Origin of the sequence: Gemmata algarum, from assembly GCF_034097035.1 — a bacterium.
In the GTDB taxonomy this organism is placed as follows: domain Bacteria; phylum Planctomycetota; class Planctomycetia; order Gemmatales; family Gemmataceae; genus Gemmata; species Gemmata algarum.
Window position 1 is genome coordinate 88,407 of record NZ_JAXBLV010000122.1, and the last position, 20,563, is coordinate 108,969.

General features: G+C 71.1%; 11 protein-coding genes. 2 read left to right on the top strand and 9 right to left on the bottom strand.

What is annotated here, in order from left to right:
• Positions 1–15 precede the first annotated feature (15 nt).
• The 9 genes from lpdA to R5W23_RS11300 form a co-directional block, all read right to left on the bottom strand.
• Positions 16–1,440, bottom strand: coding sequence for a dihydrolipoyl dehydrogenase (gene lpdA, locus R5W23_RS11260; RefSeq protein ID WP_261188098.1), 1,425 nt, complete (start codon positions 1,438–1,440; stop codon positions 16–18).
• A gap of 173 nt (positions 1,441–1,613) precedes the next feature.
• Positions 1,614–1,874, bottom strand: a complete 261-nt coding sequence (locus R5W23_RS11265; RefSeq protein ID WP_261188097.1) for a hypothetical protein — start codon at positions 1,872–1,874, stop codon at positions 1,614–1,616.
• Positions 1,875–2,448: 574 nt separating this feature from the next.
• Positions 2,449–3,804 carry an acetyl-CoA carboxylase biotin carboxylase subunit gene (gene accC / locus R5W23_RS11270; protein WP_010036070.1) on the bottom strand — a complete coding sequence of 452 codons (1,356 nt, stop codon included), beginning with the start codon at positions 3,802–3,804 and terminating at the stop codon, positions 2,449–2,451.
• A gap of 112 nt (positions 3,805–3,916) precedes the next feature.
• On the bottom strand, positions 3,917–4,426 hold the full coding sequence (gene accB, locus R5W23_RS11275; protein WP_320686404.1) for an acetyl-CoA carboxylase biotin carboxyl carrier protein: 510 nt from the start codon (positions 4,424–4,426) through the stop codon (positions 3,917–3,919).
• 103 nt (positions 4,427–4,529) lie between these two features.
• Positions 4,530–5,681 carry a M24 family metallopeptidase gene (locus R5W23_RS11280; RefSeq protein ID WP_261188095.1) on the bottom strand — a complete coding sequence of 384 codons (1,152 nt, stop codon included), beginning with the start codon at positions 5,679–5,681 and terminating at the stop codon, positions 4,530–4,532.
• A gap of 458 nt (positions 5,682–6,139) precedes the next feature.
• Positions 6,140–6,952, bottom strand: coding sequence for a TIGR02996 domain-containing protein (locus R5W23_RS11285; RefSeq protein WP_320686405.1), 813 nt, complete (start codon positions 6,950–6,952; stop codon positions 6,140–6,142).
• 240 nt (positions 6,953–7,192) lie between these two features.
• On the bottom strand, positions 7,193–10,861 hold the full coding sequence (gene smc, locus R5W23_RS11290; protein WP_320686406.1) for a chromosome segregation protein SMC: 3,669 nt from the start codon (positions 10,859–10,861) through the stop codon (positions 7,193–7,195).
• A 150-nt stretch (positions 10,862–11,011) separates the two neighbouring features.
• A complete protein-coding gene (locus R5W23_RS11295; RefSeq protein WP_320686407.1) occupies positions 11,012–13,021 on the bottom strand; it encodes a flagellar basal body P-ring protein FlgI in 2,010 nt (669 codons plus the stop codon).
• 213 nt (positions 13,022–13,234) lie between these two features.
• Positions 13,235–15,166: a hypothetical protein gene (locus R5W23_RS11300; protein WP_320686408.1), complete on the bottom strand. Its 1,932-nt coding sequence runs from the start codon at positions 15,164–15,166 to the stop codon at positions 13,235–13,237.
• 158 nt (positions 15,167–15,324) lie between these two features.
• On the opposite strand from R5W23_RS11300, the gene R5W23_RS11305 reads away from it, so the two are divergent.
• Both R5W23_RS11305 and R5W23_RS11310 read left to right on the top strand, forming a co-directional pair.
• Positions 15,325–16,782: a glycosyltransferase family 87 protein gene (locus R5W23_RS11305; RefSeq protein WP_320686409.1), complete on the top strand. Its 1,458-nt coding sequence runs from the start codon at positions 15,325–15,327 to the stop codon at positions 16,780–16,782.
• 247 nt (positions 16,783–17,029) lie between these two features.
• A complete protein-coding gene (locus tag R5W23_RS11310; protein ID WP_320686410.1) occupies positions 17,030–20,371 on the top strand; it encodes a hypothetical protein in 3,342 nt (1,113 codons plus the stop codon).
• Positions 20,372–20,563 lie beyond the last annotated feature (192 nt).

Consider the following 20,563-nt stretch of genomic DNA (forward strand, 5'->3'; position numbering starts at 1 on the left):
CCGCCATTCAGTACGTTACTTCGCCGCCTTGCGCGGCTTCGCGACGTGGGTCGCGGCCCCGTAGGCCAGTTCGGCACTCTCCATCACCGTCTCGCTGAGCGTCGGGTGCGGGTGAATACTCTCTAACACGTCCCGCGCCACCGCGCCCATCTCGATGGCAAGCACCCCTTCGGCGATCATCTCGCCGGCCCCCGCCCCGACGATCCCGACCCCCAGCACCCGCTTGGTTTCCGGATCGACGATCATCTTCGTGCGGCCCTCCGTGCGCGCGATGCTCACGGCCCGGCCGCTCGCCGCCCACGGGAACGTGAGCACCTCGTGCGGAACCTTCTTCTCTTCCGCTTCCTTCTGGGTGATCCCGGCCCAGGCGATTTCGGGGTCCGTGAAGATGACAGCGGGAATGGCCCGCGGGTTCCATTCGGCCGGCTCGCCGTGGAGCACTTCCACCGCAACCCGTGCCTCCGCCGTCGCTTTGTGCGCGAGGCCGGGCTCCTCGCCCACGTCGCCGATCGCGAAAATGTGCGGCACGTTGGTGCGGCGCTGCTTGTCGATCGGGATAAACCCCCGGTCGGTCACGTTCACCCCGGCCTTGTCGAGCCCCAACCCCGCGGAGTTTGGCCGCCGGCCCACGGAAATCAGGACGCGGTCGAAGGTGAGCGACGCGGGCGCGCCGGCCCCTTCGAGCTTCACCACGATCCCCTCGGGCGTGGCTTCCAACCCCATCACCTTCGTGGACGTGTAAATTGCCTCGAACTCGGTCTTGAGCTTCCGCTCCAGCGGATCGACCAGATCCTTGTCGGCCATGAACAGGATGCGCTCGAGCGCCTCCACCACCGTGACCTTGCTCCCCAGCGCCGCGTACACGCTGCCGATCTCGAGCCCGATGTACCCGCCGCCGATGACGAGCAGCTTCTTGGGCACGTCCGGCAGCAGCAGGGCGCCGGTGCTGTCCATCACGCGGTCGTCGTTGATCTGCCACGGCTTCGGGATCGCCGGCAGCGACCCGGTCGCGATGATGCAGTTCTGGAACTTGATGGTCTGGGGCTGGTCGCCGGTCACCTCCACCGTGTTGGGTGAGGTGAAGACCGCGCGGCCCTTCACCACATCGACCCCGCGGCCTTTTGTGAGCTGCCCGATGCCGCCGGTAAGCTTGCCGACCACCTTCGCCTGCACGAAGTCGCGGAGCTTGGCGAGGTCGAGCTTCGGTTCGCCGAACGTGACGCCGTAGGCGGCCATTTCGTGCGCTTCGCGAATGATCTTGGCCGTGTGCAGCAACGCTTTGCTAGGGATGCACCCGCGGTTCAGGCACACGCCGCCGAGCTTCGCGCCTTCGTCCACCAGCGTGACCTTGATGCCGCTGTCGGCCGCGTGGAGCGCGGCGGGGTACCCGCCGGGGCCGCCGCCGATAACGAGGAGCGCCGTTTCACGAACGTCGGACATGTTCGGTTCTCCGTGAAAACGCAAACAGGGGGCATACGCCCCCCGCTCGCCTTACCGGAATTGTATGGGCGGCGCCCGGCGCCGGTGCGGTCAGTCCTCGGAGTGACCGGGCCGCCCGCGGACCACCGCTACCGGCTCAAAGGCGAATAAATGAAGCCGCGCGAGCCCCTACGTCAGCCGTAGTTCTTGCGACCTTTGTTGAAATTCGGAAGCCCCTTCGTGCCCTTCTGGCGCGCGTTGCCGTCGCGGTCGAGGGCGGAACTGGTCGGTTCCGATTCGGCCAGACCGTAGGGGGTCTTGTCCTCTTCGTCGTCTTCGAGTTGCGGCTTGCGATACCCGGACGGTCTGGGAGCCGCCGGCGGCTGTTTCGGCTCGGGCGGCAGCGGGGGCGGCACCACTTCCGCGACATCCAGAACCTCAACGATTTCCAGCACCGGCTCAGGCTCGGGTACGGTGAAAACGGTGTTGCAAACGGGGCACTTGGCACGTTTCCCCGCGGACGCATCGGGCACGCGCAAGATTTTTCCGCACTTACAGTTAACCGTAATGGGCATGGGCAACTCCGGACGAACTGCGGCGCCAGCGGCGCGGTACTGACAAACGCAGCTATCTTTGCGTCTGTTCTTGATCGATCGACCGACCGGCTTCTCACTGTTTGGAATGATCCGGTGGCCTGATTACTCCCGTGCCTCGAACTGCCACCTATCTGGTCCCGGGGATGCAATTCAGCCCGGCTGTCGGGCGGTTGACCGATACCGTCAAGGAGCGGGCACCGCGGGACGGCAGAACGGCAGAGCCAGCGCGGGGGAAAACGCCAAGAGCAGGACAGGGCGAACCGCCACGGCGATCCCCCATCTCGTCACACGATCGGGTGCCGTCCGTGTAACTGATTGTGCGGCAGTACCGCGCGTTACGCAATGAGAAACGGCGCTTCGGCTGAGGGGCCTTGGCGACGGTACGTGCGCAGCGGCCGATTGGGGCCGACCACCGCGCACGTACCGCTATCGTTTAACTGACCTTGGGAGGCATCATCACGCGCTCGATGTACGTCGTGTCCACGTTGCCCGCGATGAAGTCTTCGTTGTCGAAGATGGTTTTCAGGATCGGGATCGTCGTGTGGATGCCCTCTACCACGAACTCCCGCAGGCACCGCCGCATGACCGCGAACGCTTCCGCCCGCGTCGGCTGATGGACGAGCAGCTTCGCCACCATGCTGTCGTAGTTCGGCGGCACCCGGTACCCTGCGCACACGTGCGAATCGATCCGCACCCCCGGGCCGCCCGGCGGTCGCCACGTCTTCACGGTCCCCGCACTGGGGCGGAAGTCGTGGGCCGGGTCCTCGGCGTTGATCCGCACCTCGATCGCGTGCCCGCGCTGCTGGACGTCCTTCTGCTCGTACCGCAGCTTTTCGCCCGCCGCGACCCGGATCTGCTCGCGGATCACGTCCACGCCCGTCACCAGTTCCGTGACCGGGTGCTCCACCTGCACGCGGGCGTTCACCTCGATGAAGTAGTAGTTGTTCTGCTGGTCCACGAGGAACTCGCACGTCCCCGCGTTGTAGTACCCCGCCTCCTTCGCCAGCCGCACCGCCGCGGCGCACATCTCCTGCCGGACGCTGTCCGGCAGGTTCGGCGACGGCGACTCCTCCACCAGCTTCTGGTGCCGCCGCTGGAGCGAGCAGTCCCGCTCGAACAGGTGGATCACGTTCCCGTGCTGGTCGCCGATGAGCTGCACCTCGACGTGCCGCGGGCGGTCCAGGTACTTCTCCAGGAACACGCTCCCGTCTTTGAACGCGGCCTCGGCCTCGGCCCGCGCGGCCGAGAGCCCGGTCGCCAGCGAGGCGTCATCGCGGGCCACGCGCATCCCGCGCCCGCCGCCCCCCGCCGACGCCTTCACCAGCACCGGGTAACCGACCATGTTGGCGAACTTCTTCGCCTGCTCTTCGGTCTCGACCAACCCGTCGCTGCCGGGCACCGTGGGCACCTTCGCGGCCCGGGCGACCGTCTTCGACTTGTCCTTGTTGCCCAGCCGGTCCATCGCCCCGACCGGCGGCCCGATGAACTCGATGCCGGAGTCCCGACACTGCTCGGCGAACTTGCTGTTCTCGGACAGGAACCCGTACCCGGGGTGGATCGCCTGCGCGCCGGTCTTCTCGGCGGTGGCGATGATGCGCGGGATGTTGAGGTAGCTCTGCGCCGACACCGCCGGGCCGATGCACACCGCCTGATCGGCGAAGTCGAGCCACGGCGCGCCGCGGTCCGCTTCCGAGTACACCGCCACCGCTTCGATGCCCAGGTCGTGGCACGCCCGGATCACCCGCAGCGCGATTTCGCCCCGGTTCGCGACAAGAATCCGATTAAACATGAGTCACCAATGCGGAATGCGGAGCGCAGAATGCGGAGGCGGAATGAGGGGAAGAACGGGTCTTCTCGCCTTCAATTCCGCATTCCGAATTCCGCACTCCGCATGTGGATTTTTAGGAGGGGTCCACCCGGAACAGGACGGTGCCGAACTCGACGAAGTCGCCGCTCTGCTTGCACACCTCGGCGATGGTGCCGGCGCAGTCCGCGGTGACCTCGTTGTACAGCTTCATCGCCTCGATCGTGCAGACGACCGTTTTCGGCGTGACCTTCGCGCCCAGCGTAACGAAATCGGGCTTCTTGGGGTCGGGCTTGGAGTAGAACGTGCCGACCATCTGCGACTTGATTTCGATCAGGTTCTTGGCTGGCGCCGGGGCCGGGGCCGCGGCGGGCGCGGGCGGCGCCGCTCCAGGAGCCGCAGCAGCGGGTACCGCCGGGGCCGGCAGCCGCACAGGGGCCGGGGCGGGCGCGTACCCGATCAGGGCGCCGCCCTTGCGGAGCCGGATGCGGTGCTCGCCCTCTTTCAGATCGACCTCGGCCAGGTCGTGCTCGGTCATCAGCTTCAGGAGGTGCTCGACCGTGCGCACATCGAACGGCCGGGGGGCGTCCCGTTGATCGTCGGCCACTACGTAACCCTCAAATATAGCGAAACCCCGGTCGTGGCCGGGGAGTGAATGATGGAACAGTGTATGGGCGGGGCGGCCGCGCGGCAGCCGGCGCCGCGCCCGGTCAGCCCGCCGCGAGGGTCGCGGGCTCGCGCGACAGGGTGGTGAGGAGCTTGCACCCGTCGTGGGTGATGAGCACGTCGTCCTCGATGCGGATGCCGCCCCAGCCCGGAATGTAAATGCCCGGCTCGATGGTGACCACCATGCCGGACTCGAGCACGTCCTCGGAGTTCGCCCGGATCTTCGGGGCCTCGTGGATCTCGAGCCCGATCCCGTGCCCGAGGCCGTGCGTGAAGTGGTCGGCGAGCTTCAGGTCCGGGTACTTGTCGAACCGGGCGTTCGCGAACACCTTGCGGGCCGCGGCGTCCACGTCCTTCGCCTTCACCCCCGGGCGGATCGCCGCCAGCGCGGCGTTCTGCGCCGCCAGGACCACCGCGTACAGCTTCTCGAAGTCGTACCCGATCCGCTCCAGCTTGTTGCGGCGGCTCGGCGAGGTACCGAACGGGCTGCGGAGCGTGCGGGTGATGTCCGACTTGTATCCCACCAGGTCCGCGCCGAAATCGACCAGCAGCTTCGCCCCGTCGCCCAGCGGCTTGTTCGTGGGGGTGGCGTGCGGCAGCGCGCCGCGCTCGCCGACCGCCACGATCGGCGGGAACGCGGTGCATTTGGCGCCGGCGCGGCGCACGTACCCCTCCAGGGCGTCCACCATGTCCTTTTCGGTGTCGGCCTCGCGCACGGTCGCGAGGAACATTTTGAACCCGCGCTCGGCCACCTTGATGGCGTCGCGGATCTTCTCCACCTCGCCCGGGTCCTTTACCGCCCGCTGCGCCTCAATGGCCCCGTCCACGGACACGAACGTGATCTTCGGGGCCAGTTGCCGCAGCGCCTCGAGCTCGCCCAGGGTGATCCGGCTGCCCTCGACGCCGACCGCCTTGGCCCCGGACTTGTTGAGGGCCTCGGCCGCGGCTTCGAGGGTGGTCTTGTTGTGCCCCCGGATGACCGCGTCCTGGTCCGGGCACTCCTCCCGCACCTGCTCCTCGAACCGGGTGTCGCTGACGAGCAGGCTGTTCTTGGGCAACACCGCGTAGTAGCTGGAGTCGCCGGTGAACCCGGTCAGATACGTGACGTTGACCGCGGCGGTGACCAGGAACCCGTCGAGGTCGCGCGACTTCAGCGTCTGACCCAGAGCGTTCCGACGTTGCTGCAGGTAGTTCATACGCAAATGCGGGGGACAGGGGGATGGGGCAACGTGCCGCCGGGCAGACAGTGTAGCCCAAACCCAGTACGGAGACACAAAGTTGCAGGTAGTAGTTACCACCCCGCCACCGAAATTCAACAATGAACTAAATTAATTGACAAAGATCATGTCGCAGCGGAACCGCCGGCTGATGCAACCAGAACATCTGTCGCTCGGAATCAGGTGTGACGTTTTGGGGATGCGGGCCGCCGGGCTCAACCGTGAGGGGCGCCGATCGCTCCCACCGGTCACGTTCGCCATCCGGCGGCTTGCGCCTCACCGCCGTCGTCCGCCCAGTCCTCGAAATGGGCATTCACTGCAAATAGCTTAGTTTTCAGGGCGTAACTGTGGGGTGTGCGGTGGAAATGCAGCAGCGATAATGTCGATCACACCCCTTTTGCAGACCGAACGTCGTCAATTCCGGGGACGGTTGGCCGTCATGCCCCGGACTGGAACCCGGCGAGGGTGGCAACGAACCAGTTCAGAAACCCGAGCGGTTCATCCAGCGGGTCCGTTTCCGGGATGCCGTAGCACACTGTGCACCAGATCGAACCCCGGAGTTCGCCGGTAGTCACCAAGAGCAGGCCGTCCCCGCCTGGGTATCCGCCGATCGACACACTTCCCGGCAACCCGTCATTTTGTTCCCAGACTGGCTGGAGTTCGGGAAACAGCACCCAGTCCGTCGGCCGCCCCTCTGCCCGGACCTGTCGGAGACGCTTACGGAACCGGTCAGAAGTGACCGGGAAAGGGGCTGCCGCGATCGGCCCGCTTCTGACCCTGGCGAGGGGGAAGATGTCGAAATCGCAGTGTGAGCCGGGCATCACTCCGCCGTTCCCGATCGCTTGAAGGAACAGCTTATACTCCTCAGGAAGCGCGACGCCGCGTGCAACCTCCCACGCCACCACGTCCGGCCCGGTCAGACAAGGTCCGGGTGTATACGGACCGGTGACCGCGCCGTCTGTACTGGGACCGCTGTGGGTGATGAGCGCGCGAATCCGGGCGATGCTCAGCCGCCGCTCCCACGGTAGGATCACCGCCGGGTGGTCCCGCCGCAACCGGGCCTCGTGTTCGAGCAGGGCAGTGTACTCGGGGTCAGCAGGCGTCAGTTGATTCCGGGCGGCTTGGCACCGCAGGAGTTCCCCGCGCGGATCTCCCCGCTCGTCTAACCAGTCAGCATAGACCAGTTGGAGTGTGGTGTCATCCGGCGCGGCCTCGACAGCTTGTAGGAGAGCATCGCACTCATCCACCATTTGCCGCTCCGCAACAACAAGTGCCGTGCCGGCCCTCACGCGGCCTATCGGGACTCTGGTCACGCCGCACTTTGCCCCTGCTATTGCCTGCTGATTCGTGCGAAAAAAATATCAAACAACCATATTTTCAATCCACAGTTCGCGTCTATAGGAATGTGCGCAGTAAATGCATGGCAGCTCAGGCGAAAAACGGGCCAAACTCGCCTGTTTTTATATCCGATGTCGAATCATATGCGTTTGCTAAGCAGCAGCGCGCTCCTCACCGCCCTCGTCCGCCCAATCCTCGAACCGCATGGGCAGCAGCCGGCTGATGCCGCTCTCCTGCATGGTGACCCCCCACAGCCGGTCGGCGGCGGCCATCGTCCGCTTCTTGTGCGTGATGACGATGAACTGGCTGCGGTCCAGGAACTCGCGCAGCACGCCGGCGAGCCGCGCCGTGTTCGCCTCGTCCAGCGCCGCGTCCACCTCGTCGAGGATGCAGAACGGCGACGGCTTGTTGCGGAAGATCGCGAGCAGCAGGGCGACCGCGGTCAGCGTCTTTTCGCCGCCCGAGAGCAGCGACAGCGATCGCAGCTCCTTGCCGGGCGGGCGGGCGGTGATCTCGATCCCGGACTCCAGCACGTCGGCCTCGTCCTCGAGCACAATGTCCGCCTGACCGCCGCCGAACAGCTTACGGAACAGCTCCTGAAAGTACCCGCGGACGGCGTTGAGCGTGTCCAGGAACAGCTTGCGGCTGTCGCCGTTGATGGCGTCGATGATCTGCTGGAGCGACTGGCGGGCCGCGTTCAGATCGCTGTGCTGCGCCTGGAGCGCGTTGAACTCGCCCTCGACCCGGGTGAGTTCCTCGAGCGCCTCCATGTTGACGCTGCCGAGCCGGGCCAGTTTGCGCTTCAGCTCTTCGATTTCGGCCTGGGCTTCGAGCACGTTAACGCCCGCGAACGGCGGCTCGGCCGTTTCCGCGCCCGAAATGTCAGCGCCGGAGCCCTCGGTGGGGTGGCCCCCTGCGCTCGCCAGTTCGTCCAGTTCGATCCCGTAATCCTCGCGGATGCGCTGGACGAGCGCGGCGCGGCGCGCGTCCAGGTCGTGGGCGGCGAGTTCGCGGGCGTGCGCGGCGGCCTGCTTCTCCTGCCACCCGTGGCGGAGCTGCTGGAGCCGGGCGCGTGCCCGGTCGCGGTCCGCCCGGTCCGCGGCGCCTCTCGCCGACAGCTCCGCCGCGAGCCGCTCGCGCGACTCCTTCTCGCCGTATGCGTCGGCCTGGCCCGCGGTCGCGCGGAGGGCCGCGAGCGTGCAGTCCGCCAGCCGCCCGCGGGCGTTGCGGTCCGCGGCCGTCAGGTCCAGGGCCTCGATCTTGCGCTTGCGGATGTCGGCCTCGAGCTGCGCGGCGCGCTCCCGGGCGCGGTCCCGGTCCGCGGCGGCGCGGGACAGGGCCACCTGCGCGGCGGTGTGCGCCTGCTCGCGCGCGGTCCGGTCGGCGGCGCCGGCCGCCAGCGCGCGTTTAACCTCCGCGAGCCGGGACTCCAGTTCCGCCGCGGCGCGCTCGGCGTCCTCCGCCGCGAGCCGGGCAGCGGTCCACGCCGCCTCGCCCTCTTGCACCTGCTGTTCGAGGGTCCGGCAGTCGGCTTCGATCAGCTCGATGTCCGCGTCCAGGTGCTCGACCTGTTGGCGCTGCCGGGCGATCCGCTGGAGCAGGTCGCCGGCCTCGTCCGAGAGGAGCGCGATCTCGGCCTCGACGGCCTCAATGGTCCCCTCGGCGGATTCGGCCCGGCGCCGGAGGTCCGCGAGCTCGACTTCCGCCCCCGCGACGAGTTCCGACGTGGCGCGGAACTGCTCGCGCAGCTCGCGCAGCTCGCTCTTGCGCGACACCAGCCCGGCCTCGCCCCGCAGCGGGCCGACCGTGAGGGTCCCGTCCGGTTCGAGCAACTCGCCGCGGCGGGTGACCACCCGATACCCGGGGTGCAGCGCGACCAGCCACCGCGCGTCCGCGAGCGTGTCGGCCATCAGGACGCGGCCGAGGAGCTGCGCGGGCAGCCCGGCGCAGTGCGGCCGGTCGCAGGTGACGAGCGCCGCAAGGGACGGCCCACTGCCCGCGCCCCCGTGTTCGCCGCTCGCGTCGGCAGAGCCGACGGGCGTGGCGGAAAAGCTCAGCGGCACGAACCCGACCCGCCCGGTCAGTTCGCCCACCGCGGCCGCCACCGCGTCCACCGCCTCCGGGGACCGAACGACGAACCGCTGTGCGGCCTCGCCCAGGGCCAACTCGACCAGCGGGGCCACCTCGCGCGGCACCGTCAGCAGGTCCGCCACCAGCCCGACCACCGCGGCGCTCAGCTCGGTGGAGGTGTAATCGTCCGCGGCCTCCGCTTCGAGCCGGCGCCACACCGCCGCGACCCCGGTCCCGAGCCCCTCGAGCGACCGCTCCAGGTCCTCAAGGACTTCCATGCGGGCGCGGAGCGCGCCCTGGTCCACGCGCAGCCCCTCGAGCCGCGCCTGCCCCTCCCCGAGCTGCTCGGTGAGTGTGTCGCGTGCCGCGGTCAGGTCGTCGAGCTGCTCGCGGGCCGCGGCGAGCCGGGCCTGAACGTCGGCGTCCTCCTGCGACAGCCCGTCGAGCGCGTGGGTGAGCGTGGCCCGGTGCGCGGCGCGGTGCTCGCGGGCCGCCAGCCGCCGCGTGTACTCGCTCTGGAGCCGGTTCACCTGCGCGAGCGTGGCGTCGGCGGTGGACCGGCCCGCCGCCGCCTGGCGCACCAGCTCCATGTGCTGGCGAAGGTCCTCGGCCTGCGCCCGCTCCAGGTCCGCGAGGCGCGCCACCACCGCCGCCAGCGCGCCGCTCACCTCGTCCGCCCGGCGCTGCTCGTCGGCGAGCCGCCCTTCCGCCGCGGCGCTCTCCGCCGCGGCGCGGGCCGAGTCCGCCTCCAGCCCCTTCAGCCGGTAGCCCAGTTCGGCCCGCTGGCGCCCGACCTTCAGCAGCTCGGCCCCCAGGCTCTGCGCCGCGGCGCGGTCGTGTTTGAGCGACGCCTCGAACCCGGCGAGCTGCTGCCGCGCCTCCGCCAGCCGGGCCTCGTGGTGCCGCAGCGCCTCCTCGCCCCGGGTCACCGCCCAGTCGAGCTGGGCGGCCTGTTGTTCGAGCCGCTCGGCCTCCGACGTGGCGCCGCTCACCTCCGCCTTCAGCGCGGCGAGGGCGCCCTGCTCGGTCGCCAGCGCTGTGGTGAGCTCGCGGTACTCGCGCGCCCCCAGCCCGACGCGCAGCTCCCGCAACCGGTCCGAGTGCTCCTTGTACTTCTGGGCCTTCGTGGCCTGGAGGCGCAGCGTGCGGAGCTGGCCGTCGAGCGCGTCGAGCTTGTCCTTCGAGCGCGTCAGGTTCAGCTCGACGGACGTGAGCTTGCGGAGCGTTTCGTTCTTGTCGGCCTTGAACCGGCTGATCCCGGCGGCCTCGTCGAAGATCGCCCGCCGGTCCTTCGTCGAGGCCTGGAGCATCTCGTCGACGCGCCCCTGCGCGATGATCGTGTACCCGCCGGCCCCGGCGCCGCTGCCCAGGAAGATGTTCTTGAGGTCCTTCAGCCGGGACATCTGGCCGTTGATGAGGTACTCGCCGGTGCCGTCGCGGTACACCCGGCGGGTGAGCTGCACCTCGTCGGCGTCGACCGCCAGTAGCCGCCGGGCGTTGTCGAACGCGACCGTCACCTCCGCCATGCCCAGGCTCTTGCGCGAGCTGGAGCCGTTGAAGATGACGTCGGCCATTTCGCCGCCGCGTAGGCTCTTCGGGGACTGCTCGCCCAGGATCCACCGCACCGCATCAACGACGTTGCTCTTGCCGGACCCGTTCGGACCGACCACCCCGGTCACCCCGGGCGCGAAGTCGAACCGCGTCTTATCGGCAAAGGATTTGAACCCGACGAGTTCGAGGCGCTTCAACATGGGAAACCAACGGTCGCGCGTGCGAAGTCGAAGCCCGCTAACCTGCGGAAGGCTCAAGGGCGGAGTGCAGGTTAAAAGCCGGCCGCGGCGGACGGAATGTCCGCCGCGGCCGTTTTCAACGTCTGCCTTCTGCCGTTGCGCGCCTCACCCCTACCGCCCCCCGGCCGGGACCACGGCCGGGTCGAGGAGGGGGGCGTCGGACGCCCGGCTCGGCCCGAACAGGCGCCCCGGGTTGCGGTTCAGCGCCTGCTTCGGCAGCGCCGCCCCGGCGGGGGCGATCAGCGGCCCCTGGTCCACCGGCACCTCGAACCCGTTGGCGTCCACGGCGGGCTGCACCGTCCCCACCTTCGCGACCTCCACGTTCGCTTTCGCCAGGGTCGTGTCCACCTTGGCGAACCCGGCGAGCTGCTGGATGCTCATCTCGCGCGGCACCGCGTCCGTCACCACGGGGGCCGAGAGCGCCTCCGCGCGGGCGGACCGGCGCACCAGCTCGACGGCCTCCGAGTACCCGCCGCCCAGGTTCGCCAGGGCGCCCAGCACCGCGCTCAGGTCGGCGCCGCAGCGCGCCTCCTTCACCTCGGGGTCGCGGTCCTTCAGCCGCACCACCCGGGTGACCTTCACGCCCTCGTCGCCGGCCGGCACCGACACCGTGAACTCGCTCCCCAGCGGCACGGGGGGCATCGGCCCGCGGAGCTTCACGTTGTCGCCGAACACCAGGATCTCGCTGCGCCCCGCGGCGGTGAGGTGGACCGCCGACGCCCCGCGACCGCCGACCCGGTGCAGGTAGTACGACCGGTTCATCAGCGCCCCGCCCAGCGCCGGGTGCCGCTCGTCGGCGAGCCGCAGGGCGATGAACGCCCCGTGGCGGAGCTCGGCGTCGGCGCTGGTCAGCATCTCCACCAGCTTGTCGGTGCCGGAGGCGTCGTCCAGCGACGCGAGCGCCTTGAGGCTCTGGGCGCGGAGCGCCGGGTGGTCCTCGGCGAGCCGGGCGAGTTCGGCGGCGCCGTCCGTCTGCCCCAGGTACGCGAGCGCCTCGGCGGCCGCGAACCGGACCCACGGCGACGCGCTCTCCAGGCCGATCTTGAGGCTCCGCCGGCAGTCGCCGCCGAGCGCCTCGAGCTTCACCGCCGCGGTGAGCGCGGTGGCCGGGTCCATCAGCTGCTCTTCGAGCTTCTGCCGGTACACGCTGTTCGCGCCGACCGGGTTGTACGGCACCTGGCGGGCGACCAGCAGGAACCGGTAGTGGTTGTGCCGGTACGCGGACGGCACGCTCAGCAGGACCAGCTCGCGGTCCTTCGCGTCGGCCACCTTGAACCGCGGGTCCGAGGTGGTGTGGAAGGTGGTGTTGAGCCGCTCGGCTATGTGCGCCCCGACCCGCGGGTTCTGGTCCCCCGCGTTCAGCAGCAGGTAGTACGGGCGGGTGTGCGCGACCTTGGCCCCGCCGGCGATGAACCCGGCCCGGTACAGCGCGCGGCCCTCGGCGTCGGTGTCGGGCTTGGCGTCTTTGCCGTCCGCGCCGTCCAGGACGATGTTGCCGGCCACGAGCGGCCCCTGCGCCCGCGCCCACACGCTCCCGGCGACGAGCTGGTTGCCGCCGCCCCGCGCCGCGGGGCCGCGCACCTGCGCCCGGATGTTGCCGGTGGTGTCAAACGTGATCAGCTCGGTGGCGAACAGCTCCCCGCCCCGCAGGCTGGTGGTCCTGCTGTCGTCGGGCAGGGTGACCTGCACGTCGACCGGGTCGCCCTCGCGCGCCCCCGGCGGGATCTGCGCCGACACGATGACCAACGAGGTCGTGCGGCCCGGCCCGTCGAGCAGCTCGCGCAGGTTGAGCGTCTGGTCTCGCTTGAGCTTCTTCAGGCTGTCCTCGAGCATGGTGCGCCAACTGCCCCCGGCCGGGCTGCTGCCGGTGCCGGGCAGGTTGTACACCAGCCCGACCCCGCTCACCGTCAGCGCCTCGGTGTTGCCCACCGAGGTCTTGGAGCCGACGGTCGGGACCGTCTCGGGGTCCGCCGGGTCCTCCCCGATCTGCGACCGCGGGGTCTGGAGCTTGGCGGCTTCGGTGCTCTTGCACCCGGCCAGCCCGGCCGCCCCAACCGCGGCGGACCACGCGAGGAAGTGGCGCCGGCTGAGCCCCGCTGCGAGTTCCCACGCCCGGTTCATGCGTCCGTCCTAGACAGTGGCGCGCCGAACCGCCCGACTCCCCCCCGGAACCGGACCGGCCCTCGCGAACAGTGTTTCTGCTTGGGGTGCGGGCATACCCGCGCGCCGGAACCGGTCAATAGCGATTAAGACAAAGTGGCCGAAAAGTGCGCGCGGGGCGGGTTGCCGAGATCCCCCCGGCCCGCCAAAGGACGTGAACGCGGGCGCCGGCGCTTACGGGTGCTCCCACACGAGCACGATGCGGGGCACCGGGCCGGGCATCCAGATCCGGATGTGGTCCACCGGGTCGCGGGTCACCGGGTTGGAGCACTTGAGGAGAGGCGGCAGGTAGCTCGGGTGCGGGTGCAGGCCCTCAAAGTGGTGGAAGCTCAGGTCGACGTACCCGAGCGCGTTGGGCTCGACGTTGGTCAGCACGATTCGCTTCGCGTCCGCCGATTCCAGCACGGCACGCCCGTCGAGCACAAACGTGAGCGGGCGGTCGAGCGCCAACAGCACCACGGGCTGGCCGTTCTCGGTGAACCGCGCGACCGCCCTCGCGAGCGGCCTTTTCTCGCCCCGCTCGTTCACCTCGGCGCACCGCGCCCACCGCTCCGCGGTGCCCGGGGTGCGACACACCACCCAGCCCACGTTGTACCAGCGGCAGAACTCGGACAGCTCCTTATCGGTCCACTCGGCGAGCGGGCGCCCGCTCAGGCACTGGTTCCGGAGCCCGCAGTACCCGTGGTCGATTTCCGAGTCGGTGTCCAGGCCCCCCAGGAACGCCCGGCCGGTGTACAGCGGCAGCAGCACGGACCAGTTCCCGCCCGACCGCTCGCCCGCCTCCTCCCACAGGATGCGGGCCGCGGGCGTGGTGTGCTCGCGGAGCGCGTCCACGAGCCGCTGCTGCTCGGGGGTGAGGCCCAGCAGGAACGGCTGCGTGCGCACGCCCGCCAAGTTCGCCAGCGGCGCGCCCGGCCCGTCGGCCCAGCCCACCAGGAACAGCGCCGCCGCGCAGAGCGCCACGCCCGCGCCGCCCGCCCGCGCCCGGCGCATCACCTCCCACACCCCGAACGCCGCGGCCGGGGTGAGCAGCGCCAGCGCGAACGGTGCCACCCGCGTCGGCACCTCGGGTGGCACCCGCGGCCACGTCGCCGCCAGACGCGCGGCGCAGACGGCCAGCACCGCGGTCAGCAGGGACAGCCACGCCGCGGCCCGGTGCCCGCCGGCCCACAGCAGCACCAGCCCGCCGAGCGCCACCAGCGGCACCACCGCGCCGCCGGGCAGGCCCGCGCACAGGGCCGCGTAATCGGCCGGGGCGCCCAGCACCGCCTCCCACGGCGGCAGCGGGATGTGGTCGCTCGACGACGGCTGCTGGAGCCACCAGTAGTTCTTCCAGTCAATGAGCCACCAGGCGTTAGGAACGACCCCGAACGAGACGACCCCGGCGAGCCCGAGGTGCCAACCCGGGCCGTGGTGCGGCGCGAACACGAGGTAGAACACGAGCATCACCGGCAGCAGTCCGACCCACACCAGCGGGTGCGCGTACCAGCCCGCCAGCGCCAGCCCCGCGAGCACCAGGCACGGCTCCGGCCCCGGGTACCGCGCGTACCGCCCGAGCCACGGCACGAACACCGCCGCCGCCAGCCCGGCGCCGAGCAGGTCGAGCTGCCCGTCCTCGAGCATTGCCCGGACCGCCGGGCACCACGCGAGCAGCACCCCGAAGCACCCGGTCAGCACCGCGGGGCCGGCGGGCAGCCCCGCCCCGCGGGCCGCCGCGATGAAGGCGCCGGGGATCAGCATCAGGAAGACGAGCACCCCCGTCTTGTATGCCGCCGGGCGGTACCCGGGGCCGCCGGCCAGCGCGAACAATTCCGCCGGCCGGCTGCCGCCGTCGAAGACCGGCGTCTTGGGATACCCGGCCTGGAACGCCGGGTCGTAGCAGGTGGCGTTGCGGTGGTCCCGGAACGCCGCGGCGCCGAGCGTGCCGTGGTACAGGTGCAGCGGGTGCCGCCCGGACACGATCGGGCGGTCGTCCGTCACCGCGGCCCACTGGCGGCCCGTGCCGAACAGCCCCAGCGCGAGCCCGGCTTGCGCCACCACGACCACCGCCGCGGCCACCAGCCACACGGGCTGCTCGCGAAATCCGCCGGTCGGTGCATCGTCCATGAGCTCGCGTCCTCGCCGCAGTTCCGGGCCGCAGCCTAGCAGCAACCCGGCGAGCCGAACAAGGGCAAGACGGCGCACCGGACGGCATGGCTTCGGGTTGACCGCGGGGGCCGGTTCGCGTGATGATTCCGCTTCCTTTTACCCGGGAGGGGTGGAGCGTGCGCCTGTTGTCGTTGTCGCGGTTCGCCGGATGGCTCCGGGCCGCTCACGCCACGAACCCCGCCCGGGTGCGGGCCGGGTTCGTCGGGGTGCTGGCGGTCGTGGTCGTGCTGATGAGCGTGAAGTACGCGGCCAAGATCGCCAAACCGGGCGACACCGGGCAGCAGACCCGGTCGGCCTTTCTGCGGTGGCGCGAGATGGTGAACGGGGTGTTCGCCGGGGAGAACATCTACACCGGCCGCAACGAGTACCCGAACCCGCCGATCATGGCGGTGCTGTTACGGCCGTTCGCGGCGCTCCCACCGGCGGCCGGAGCGCTGGGCTGGTTCTACGCGAAGGTGCTGCTCGCGGCGCTGGCCGTGGTGTGGGCGTTCCGGCTGTGCCAAGCGGACGGGGCAGAGCCCGGCGAACGAACGCCGGACCGGGCGAGTCACGAACGTGATGCGGGGGGGCTCACGCGCTCCGCCCGCCTCGATCTGGCGAAAGCCGCGGCGGTCGTTGTGTGCCTGCCGGCACTGCTCGGCGACCTGTCGCACAACAACGTCAACATCTTCATCCTGTTCCTGGTCGCCGCCACACTGGAAGCGTTCCGCCGCCGCCTCGACACGCTCGCCGGGCTCACCCTCGCGCTCGCCATCGCCTGCAAGGTGACGCCCGCCTTGTTCGTCGCGTACTTCGCGTGGAAGCGGTGCTGGCGGGCGCTCGCCGCCGCGCTCGCCGGTCTGGTGCTGTGGCTCGTGGGGGTGCCGGGCGCGGTGTTCGGCTTCGACCGCAACCGCGAGCTGATGGGGGACTGGTACGCGCTCATGGTCGAGCGCCCGCTGCTCAAGGGGGAGATCACGACGGAGCACCCGAACCAAGCGGTCACAGGGTTCGTGTACCGGCTGTTCACCAACAGCCCGTCCTACATCACGTACCTGAAAACCCCGGACGGCGACATCCCCACGCCCGCGGAGTACCACAACCTCACGGACATCGGGCGGCCCGCCGCGTGGGTCGTAGTGAAGGCGCTCACGGGCCTGTTCGCGCTCGCGGTGGTGGTGCTGTGCCGGGCGCCGGTGCGCGGCCCGGCCGACCCGCGCCAGGGCTGGCGCGTCGCCGCCGAGTGCGGGCTCATCTGCGTCGGGATGCTCCTCTTTAGCGAGCGGACCTGGAAGCACCACGCGGTCGTGCTGCTGCTCCCGCTGGCGGCCCTCGCGTGGGCGGCCGCGGTGGGGAGCGTCCCCCGCCGCGTGCGCGCCTTCGTAATCGGATCGCTCGTCACATCGTTCGTGCTAATGGCCGGCCCCGGGCTGCTGGGCGGTCGGGGCGCGGACCTCGCGCTGGTGTACGGCACCCACACCGCGGCGTTCGTGCTGCTCACCGCCGCCCTGTGTGCCATCCTGGGGTGCCGAGAAGGCCGCGCGCACGACCTGCGCGGGTCGCCTGGGGGATTCGGGAAGCCGATTCCCGTTTGACGGGGCGGATCGGCTGCGGGGTTTGGGTATACTGAGTTGGAAATGGCGGAGCCGTTGCCAACGGAAACGACCCATGCCCGCGCACGCGGAGACCCCTGCCCACCCTGTCACCCCGTTTCGTCCGAAACGGGGACCGGGACGCGCTTCGGAACCCGGTGGCGGGGCGAATGCGCGGGGCCGGCGGCACTCCCCTCTTTCCCCGCTCGCGTTCAGCCGCAGGGCGGGCCTTTTCGCCCTCGCCGCGCTGTTGATCGCTTCGGCCGCCTTATCGGCTCAGCCACAGGTCGGCGAAGCGTCCAAAAAACTGCCTGAAACCAAGGGCGACAAAACCGACGCCAAGTCGCTCGCAGTGAAGCTCCCGGACGGGACGTTCCTCCTGCTTGGGGCGGCGGACGGCGTGACGCTCAGCCCGCAGGACTTTCAACGGCTGTCCGATCGCGCCGAGGCGCTGAAAAAGGAGCTCGCCGCTCGCAAGCCGGTCGCGCCGCACGAGTGCGTGATCGGCGGGCGCCTCGAGAAGCGCGGCGACCAGCTCGTCGCCGCGCTGAAGCTCACGTACACGTTCCGCACCGCCCAACCCAACGCGGCGGTCGCGCTGGGCGGGCGCCGCGCGTTCGCCACCGGCGCGGCGCTCGACGGGGCCAAGCAGCCGGTGCTCGAGACCGCCGACGACGGGCTCGCGGTGCTGGTCGAGGCCGCCGGCGCCCACGCCCTCGTTCTCGACCTCGAGGCCCCGGTTACAGCGCGCGGCACGAAGGCGGAGATCGGGTTCGAGTTCGGCCTCCCGCGTGCGCCGGTCACGAAGTTCGCACTCGAGGTGCCGGGGGATGTTAAGCGCCTCGCCCTCGTCACCAAGACGCCGGACCCGCCCAAACTGACCGAGCCACGGCGCTTCCCCGTGGACGCGAAGCAGCTCGCCCCGGGCGGCGCGGGCGGCTTCCCGCTCGGCCCCGTGGAGTCGCTGGAGGTGGTCTGGGACCCGCCTGCGGTCGCCGCGCGGCCCGCGGACCAAGTGTCGAGCGCCGACCTCGACGTGGGCGTGGTGTTGACCGACGGGTTCGCCGAATCGACGGCGAAGTTCAAGGTGCGCGGCCCCGGGCGCGAGCTGAAGCTCGTCGCGCCGCCGGCCGCCGACGTGAGCGTCGAGCGGGTCGCGGCGGCCGGGGACACCGGTCCCGCCCAGTTGCCCGTCGTGATCCGACCGGGCGAGCCCGACAAGCCTGTATGGAGGATCGCGCTGCCCGCCGACTCGACCGGCGCCGACTGGCTGGTCACCGCCGTTGTGCGCCAAGCGCGGCCCAAGGCCGGGACGGCGTCGGCGCCGGTCCCGGTCGGGCCGTTCGGGGCGCTCGACGTGTTGCGCCAGACCGGGACAGTGACCGTGAAAGCCGGGCCGCACCACCGGTTCGTGTTCCGGCACGGGCCGGACCTCCGGCGCGCGGACCCGGCCGGCGGGGCGGCGGACGACGAGCTGAGCGTCGCACAGTTCAAACTCACCACCGGCCCGACGGGCTCCGCTCCGGTGGACGTCCCCCTACTGACCGTCGAGGCGGTTCCGGTCGAGGGCGCGGTGCGGGTGCGGCCGGTGTACCGCCTCGATCTCGCCGAGGGCGGGGCCAGTTGGCGCGTGCGGGCGGAGATCAACGTCCGGCCGATCCGCACGGAACTCGACGCGCTCACCGTCGAGGTGCCGGCCGAGTGGCGGGGGCTGGAGTCCGAGTTCGATCCCGAGGCCGTGCAAGGTGTCGGGCAGGGTAAGGGCGACGGCACGTGGCTGCCGGTCACGGTGCGCCTCGCCCGGCCCACCAAGCAGCCGTTCAGCGTGGTGCTGGTCGGCGCGGTGGCGGTGCCGGCGGGTACGAGCGCGACGACCGTGCCGCTGCCCCGGTTCCCTCAAGCACTGGAGCGGGACGCGGCCGTCACCGCGACCGTGCCCGAGGGGCTCGAGTTGCACGGCACCTGGCGCGACCGGGACGGCGAGCACGGCGCGGCGACCGGGGCGGCGCTGGGGGCCGCGCCCGGGCCGGACGGGGTCCCGCCGAAGGTGCCCGTTTCGGTAACCGGCCGGGCGGAGCTCGGGGCCGCCGGGGTCGCGCTGAGCTGGCGCCCGCCCCGCCCGGATATGACCGCAGAGGTGCGCACCGACGTGACCGTGGGCGAGCGCCAATTGGTGGTGTCTCAAGCGCTCCGGCTGCGCGCGGCGGACGGGTTCGCGCGCCCGGTGCGGCTCCGCGGCCCCGCCGACGCGCTGGGACTGAAGGCCGTTCCCGCGCTCGACGCCGTTTCGCCCGGTGTGTGGTCGTTCGTTCCGGCCGCCGACACGAACGATCACACCGTGCGGATCAGTTTCGCGCTCCCGCTGCCCGGACGCACCGACGGGCCGGTGGCGGTGCCGGTGGGGCTGTTCTGGCCGGCCGAGGCGGCGCGCACCGAAGCGACGGTTCGCGTGTGGGTCAGCTCGATGACGGGGCGAACGGTGAGCGCCGCCGCCCCGGGGTGGCGGGAGCTGCCCCCGGAAGTGATTCCCGAGCGCGACACGCTCCCCGCCCTCACGCTGGGCGCGTCCGCGGAGCACCCGTTCGCGGTGGAGCTGCACCCCGCGCCGCCGGAATCGGCCGCCGCGGTGTGGGTCGATCGCGCGCTGATCGAAGCCGGCGCCACCGAAGACGGGAGCGTCAGCTACCGCGCGCGGTTCCGGCTCGTCCGGTGGCTCGCCCCGGCGGTCGAGGTGTGGCTGCCGAACGGAACCGGTCCCAGCCCGGCGGCCCGCCTGGACGGGTTGGTGGCCCCGCTGCAACCGGCCGGCGAGGCGAACGGCGGGCGCCTGTTCCGCGTGCTCCGGCCCGAACTGCCGGCCGGTCGCGCCGCGGTGCTGGAGGTGCAGTACGCGCTACCCGGAACGCGCCAGGCGGTGGGGGAAACGCTCTACGTCCCGCCGCGGGTGACGGCCGCCGCGTACTCCGGCCCGGTCCGGTGGCTGATCACCGAGCCGTCGGGTTCGGCCCCGCTGCTGCTCGGGGGGCGTGCCCGCGCGGAACTGCGGTGGCGGTGGCGCGGGGCAGTGTTCGCGCCGTCGGCCGCCCCGCGGGCCGAACTGGAGCGCTGGTTCGCGTCCGGGGACGAGCCCCTGTCGGGCGCCCCCGCACCGCTCCAAGAGGGCGAGCCGCTGGCGGCGCGACAGCTCGGCCCCGAGCCGGTGCGGGTGGCCCGCGCGCCGTGGACCGCGGTCGTGGTCGTGTGCTCGCTGGTCGTGTTCCTGCTCGTGGTGCTGCTGGCGTGGCTCAACCCGGTGGCCGCGGCTCTGGCGGTCGCGGCGCTGGGCGGCGGGTTCGCGGTCGCGGCGGTGCTGTACCCGCAACCGGCCGCCCAGGCGGTCGCGGCGGCGCAACCGGGGCTCGTGTTCGGGCTGGTCGCGGTCGCGGCGCAAGCGGCGGTTCGGTGGGAGGTGCGGCGCCGGGTCCGGTACCTGCCCGGGTTCACGCGCACGCTCCCGGCGCCGACCGCCAGCGCGACGACCTCCCCGTCGCCGTCGGTGCCGAGCCGCCCCGGGGCCGCCGGCACACCCGCGCCCACCGGCAGCGGCGCATAACGGCTCCATTAACGGACGCCATGAGCCCGCCGGCGCGGCGCCGGCGGGGTGGTAAGCGGATCGGTGACTCGCATGATGTCCCGTTCGGGCTGGCTGATTTTGGCGCTCGCGTGCGCGGCCGGGGCCGCGCTCGGGGCGGCGGCGCGCCCGCCCCGCGGCGCGGCCGGGGGCGGCGCCCGCGACGCGGCCCCG

What these genes read in the sequence shown, in the direction of transcription:
- smc (WP_320686406.1), bottom strand. Translation starts at nt 10,861, where the DNA reads ATGTTGAAGCGCCTCGAACTCGTCGGGTTCAAATCCTTTGCCGATAAG.
- R5W23_RS11280 (WP_261188095.1), bottom strand. Translation starts at nt 5,681, where the DNA reads ATGAACTACCTGCAGCAACGTCGGAACGCTCTGGGTCAGACGCTGAAG.
- accC (WP_010036070.1), bottom strand. Translation starts at nt 3,804, where the DNA reads ATGTTTAATCGGATTCTTGTCGCGAACCGGGGCGAAATCGCGCTGCGG.
- lpdA (WP_261188098.1), bottom strand. Translation starts at nt 1,440, where the DNA reads ATGTCCGACGTTCGTGAAACGGCGCTCCTCGTTATCGGCGGCGGCCCC.
- R5W23_RS11295 (WP_320686407.1), bottom strand. Translation starts at nt 13,021, where the DNA reads ATGAACCGGGCGTGGGAACTCGCAGCGGGGCTCAGCCGGCGCCACTTC.
- R5W23_RS11300 (WP_320686408.1), bottom strand. Translation starts at nt 15,166, where the DNA reads ATGGACGATGCACCGACCGGCGGATTTCGCGAGCAGCCCGTGTGGCTG.
- R5W23_RS11285 (WP_320686405.1), bottom strand. Translation starts at nt 6,952, where the DNA reads ATGGTGGATGAGTGCGATGCTCTCCTACAAGCTGTCGAGGCCGCGCCG.